The organism is Staphylococcus sp. GDY8P45P (assembly GCF_017892745.1).
GTDB lineage: Bacteria > Bacillota > Bacilli > Staphylococcales > Staphylococcaceae > Staphylococcus > Staphylococcus cohnii.
Genome location: NZ_JAESLS010000021.1, coordinates 1 through 4,082 on the forward strand (window position 1 = coordinate 1; position 4,082 = coordinate 4,082).

Sequence of the window (4,082 nt, forward strand, 5' to 3'; positions counted from 1 at the left end):
TTCGCCTGTTTCACGATTTTGTTTATACTCTAATATTTCAGCACAATCTTTTACTCTTTCAGCCTTTTTAAATTCAAGAATATGCAGAAGTTCAAAGTAATCAACATTAGCGATTTTCTTTTCTCTCCATGGTCTCACTTTTCCACTTTTTGTCTTGTCCACTAAAACCCTTGATTTTTCATCTGAATAAATGCTACTATTAGGACACATAATATTAAAAGAAACCCCCATCTATTTAGTTATTTGTTTAGTCACTTATAACTTTAACAGATGGGGTTTTTCTGTGCAACCAATTTTAAGGGTTTTCAATACTTTAAAACACATACATACCAACACTTCAACGCACCTTTCAGCAACTAAAATAAAAATGACGTTATTTCTATATGTATCGAGAACCACAGAAAAACAGCTCTAGCAAATATAAAGGAGTACGATTATATAAAAATAAATGGAGGGCATCAATAACTATAAATGGCAAAAGAATTCATCTAGGTTCTTTTGACAAAGAAAGTGATGTAGCAAAGGCTTATAATATGGCTGTAGTAGATTTATGGAACGGAAATGGCTACTTAAATAGTGTATAATTATAGTATAAGGGGGAATTTAAATGAGTATATTAAAAAATGATAAACATAAGACAGAGGAACCCGTAGATGCAAAATATAGAGCGCTTGATTTCTTAGCAAAACGAATTAAGCAAAGTACCATTTATATAAAAAATGAGCTTGAACAATCTTTACAGAAAAAAACAAGTTTGAACAAAACAGCATTTTCAATGTATGTGAGTGTTTTAATTAATCTAAAAGACGAGTTAGATTATGAATTATTAAAATATGGTAGTACAGAAAGTGAAAAGAGTATGGAAATTTACCAATCACTTGAAGAAATTATAGAGGAATGTCGTTTACTAATAACAAATGATACTTTCAATTATGATGAAACAGATTTTCAACATAAAGTACGCTACATTGAAAGCCTATCGACTGATGAATTAAAGCGATATATATTTAACAGCTTAGTGCAAGAAAAATAAATATCATGTAAAAACCAATGGCTTAATGTCATTGGTTTTTTTATTCTACACTGATAATATTGCTTAAAGGTATTTTTAAACTATCTTTTCCATTTTCATTTGTAATGAGCATTGTTCCCCCAAATTCATCAACTTTATTTATATAACATTGTATTGATAGTATATAACCATTTTTCCAATAACTTACATCAGCAATAACGTGGTGTCTAATTTTGTGAGAGACTTTCTCATTAATCTCTTGAAGTTGTTCATCTGACAATAAAGGCATATCTATTTTATCTTGATCTTTTATATATTGATTTAATATTTCATGTTGTTCAGGGATAGTCTTAAATGCTCGCCACTTAACTATCCCACGCCCTTGTGGAATTCTAGGGTTTAAATATTCTCTTGGAATCTTTCTATAATCCGTTTCATATTTATATGGTTCAGGTAAATTAGGATTTATAACTTTCATTGTAGATGTCACCTCACCTCACATTATAGAACATGTGTTCGTATTATTCAAATGAATTCTTTAGAAGTCGCTTATTTATAACGCTCAACTATAATTGGTTGAGCGTTTTTTTCGACTTTTAGGGCGCTGAGAGAAGCTCTCACGTGCATTGAAAAATAATAAACGTGGATATTCGTACATAAACGTTCATATATCAATGAATTAATTAGAGCCTTTTGGTATGACCTGACCGGCCATACCAAAAGCCGAAATAATGAGTGAATGTGATGTGCATAGCGCACACACATCACATTCACATTTAAAATAAATTCAAAAATGGAGGGAAAGTGACGGTTCACTTTCCCTTTATTTCCATTTTTTTTAGAATTTATTTTTTTGTGTTGATACGCTCACACGCACAATCAGAGATTGTGCTTTTAACAAGCCTATTTGAGATTACAAGGGGCTTAAAACTTTTACTTGGTGGCCAAAGCCAGTCGTAAAACTTTTAAGGCTGAAACCCTTGCAATCTCAAAGTGCCGGCTTGTTGCAGTGGCTTCACAACACAGCAAAAATAAATAATTTCTAAAAGAAAAATTTTAGGAGGGTTTAAAATGGCTAATCTTATTGGACTAATAATTATTTTCATAGCATTTTGTGTCATGTTCTACCAAATCTACAATTACATCAATAAATAATAATCCATTCTGAAAGGGGGTGATATTAGTGAAAAGGATTAAAAGGAAGGAAGAAGAACAAAAAAAGAAGATTGCAAGAGCTAATTTGGTACTGGCATACCTAAACATAGCATATACAATCTTTAAATTAGTCCATTATTTATTTTGTTCTTAATTAAGTAGGGGTTCACACCCCCTACTACCTTTCTTCAATTATATCATAGGAGGGGCGAAATGAAAAATTACAACAAACTTATTTTTACTTTGTTACTATTTCTTACTGTTCTAAATATTATTGATTTTATATTGGAGGTTTTATAATGAATGATAGAAAACAAATTGAACTACTAAAAAAACATTATGTAAAAGGACTAAGAGTTGAATTAATTAGTGTGAATGATGATTTTACAGATTTAAAAAAGGGCGATTTAGGTACTATTACTAAAGTTGATGACATTGGTCAAATTCACGTCAACTGGGATAATGGTTCGACATTAGCATTAGTCTACAGTGAAGATAAATTTATCGCTTATACACCTAAAAATATTCAATAAATTAAAGCCCCCTAAAAATCGGGGGCTTTTGCTATGCCCTGATCGGCCATACCAAAAGCTGAAATAATGAGTGAATGTGATGTGCATAACGCACACACATCACATTCACATTTAAATTAAATTCAAAAATGGAGGGAAAGTGACGGTTCACTTTCCCTTTATTTCCATTTTTTTAGAATTTATTTTTTTGTGTTGATACGCTCACACGCACAATCAAAGATTGTGCTTTTAACAAGCCTATTTGAGATTACAAGGGGCTTAAAACTTTTACTTGGTGGCCAAGGCCAGTCGTAAAACTTTTAAGGCTGAAACCCTTGCAATCTCAATGCGCCGGCTTGTTGCAGTGGCTTCACAACACAGCAAAAATAAATAATTTCTAAAAGAAAAAATTTCAGGAGGTCATTAAAATGAAGAATTGCTCAAATTTAGATAATGATTTATTACAATTACTAGACACTAAATATAAAGATTTTAAATTCAAAATGGTTAATAGTAAAATATATCAAATTGATGGAAAATATGTAAAAGGTGTTCAACAACTTATATCAAAATCAAGCGACTATAATAAGTGGACTGGGAAGTATTTAATAACACTTGATAAAACTTATTTATGTATAGATAATTCTACAAATGATTGCTGGTGTGAAGAATTTAGAAATTACAATAAAGCGATTGGTTGGTTAAACGAAGAATTCGATGTTTAATAAATTTAAAATTAAGAAGCCTTTATACAAACATACTGTATAAGGGCTTCTTTTACACATATGTAATTTATATTTGTGTAACTTACACATGTGTTGTTTTTCAACTACTTTATTCATCAAGTGCTTTCAATATTTTAACCTTTTTAAGTAGATTATTTTTGTAATCTTCGATTTCTTCTAAATATATATCTTTATGAGCTAATGACATAAAGTTTAATATTTTTTTGGGGATATATTTATAAACATTAATCTGTTTATTGTAATCTTCTTCAATTTCTTTGAGTATTGAATAATATTTATTCAATATTTCAATATGCTCTATATATTCATAAGCATATTTATTAAATGTATAAGCGTGAATTTCTTCAAATAGTACGCCCATGTAAGTAAATGTTTTAGCATTAATTTTTAAAATTTCCCCATCATCAGACAACTTAAAGGCCTTGCTAGTTTTTAAGAATGATTGTAATTTTTCTAATATTAATATTAAATCTTCATATATTCTGTGTTTTTCTGGATTATATTCATACACATAGACTTTTTTGGGTTCTGTAGCAAAGTTGAATATATAGTATAATTTTAACAAAAAGGAGTCTGCTGTATGGACTATTTCAGATATAAACAATTTAACAAGGAAGTTATCACTGTAGCCGAAATCTACTATCTAAGATATGCATT

General features: G+C 29.8%; 5 protein-coding genes and 2 pseudogenes. 4 read left to right on the top strand and 3 right to left on the bottom strand.

The window, feature by feature from the left end:
* Positions 1-210, bottom strand: a pseudogene (locus tag KA873_RS12705) (protein rep); the annotation flags it as partial.
* 397 nt (positions 211-607) lie between these two features.
* Here KA873_RS12705 and KA873_RS12715 point away from each other — a divergent pair.
* Positions 608-1,033, top strand: a complete 426-nt coding sequence (locus KA873_RS12715; RefSeq protein WP_031590705.1) for a hypothetical protein — start codon at positions 608-610, stop codon at positions 1,031-1,033.
* A gap of 40 nt (positions 1,034-1,073) precedes the next feature.
* Here KA873_RS12715 and KA873_RS12720 read toward each other — a convergent pair whose 3' ends face one another.
* Positions 1,074-1,490, bottom strand: a complete 417-nt coding sequence (locus KA873_RS12720) for a YolD-like family protein (RefSeq protein WP_031916275.1) — start codon at positions 1,488-1,490, stop codon at positions 1,074-1,076.
* 976 nt (positions 1,491-2,466) lie between these two features.
* Here KA873_RS12720 and KA873_RS12725 point away from each other — a divergent pair.
* Positions 2,467-2,700, top strand: coding sequence for a DUF4314 domain-containing protein (locus KA873_RS12725; RefSeq protein WP_071161943.1), 234 nt, complete (start codon positions 2,467-2,469; stop codon positions 2,698-2,700).
* A gap of 407 nt (positions 2,701-3,107) precedes the next feature.
* The gene (locus KA873_RS12730; protein ID WP_071161942.1) at positions 3,108-3,404 is read left to right on the top strand and encodes a hypothetical protein; all 297 of its coding nucleotides are present in this window, start codon (positions 3,108-3,110) and stop codon (positions 3,402-3,404) included.
* Positions 3,405-3,513: 109 nt separating this feature from the next.
* On the opposite strand, the gene KA873_RS12735 is transcribed toward KA873_RS12730, so the two are convergent.
* The gene (locus tag KA873_RS12735) at positions 3,514-3,990 is read right to left on the bottom strand and encodes a hypothetical protein (RefSeq protein ID WP_210140546.1); all 477 of its coding nucleotides are present in this window, start codon (positions 3,988-3,990) and stop codon (positions 3,514-3,516) included.
* Between the two features lie 15 nt (positions 3,991-4,005).
* Between KA873_RS12735 and KA873_RS12740 the strand changes: the two are divergent.
* Positions 4,006-4,082 (top strand): annotated as a pseudogene (locus tag KA873_RS12740) (IS6 family transposase); the annotation flags it as partial.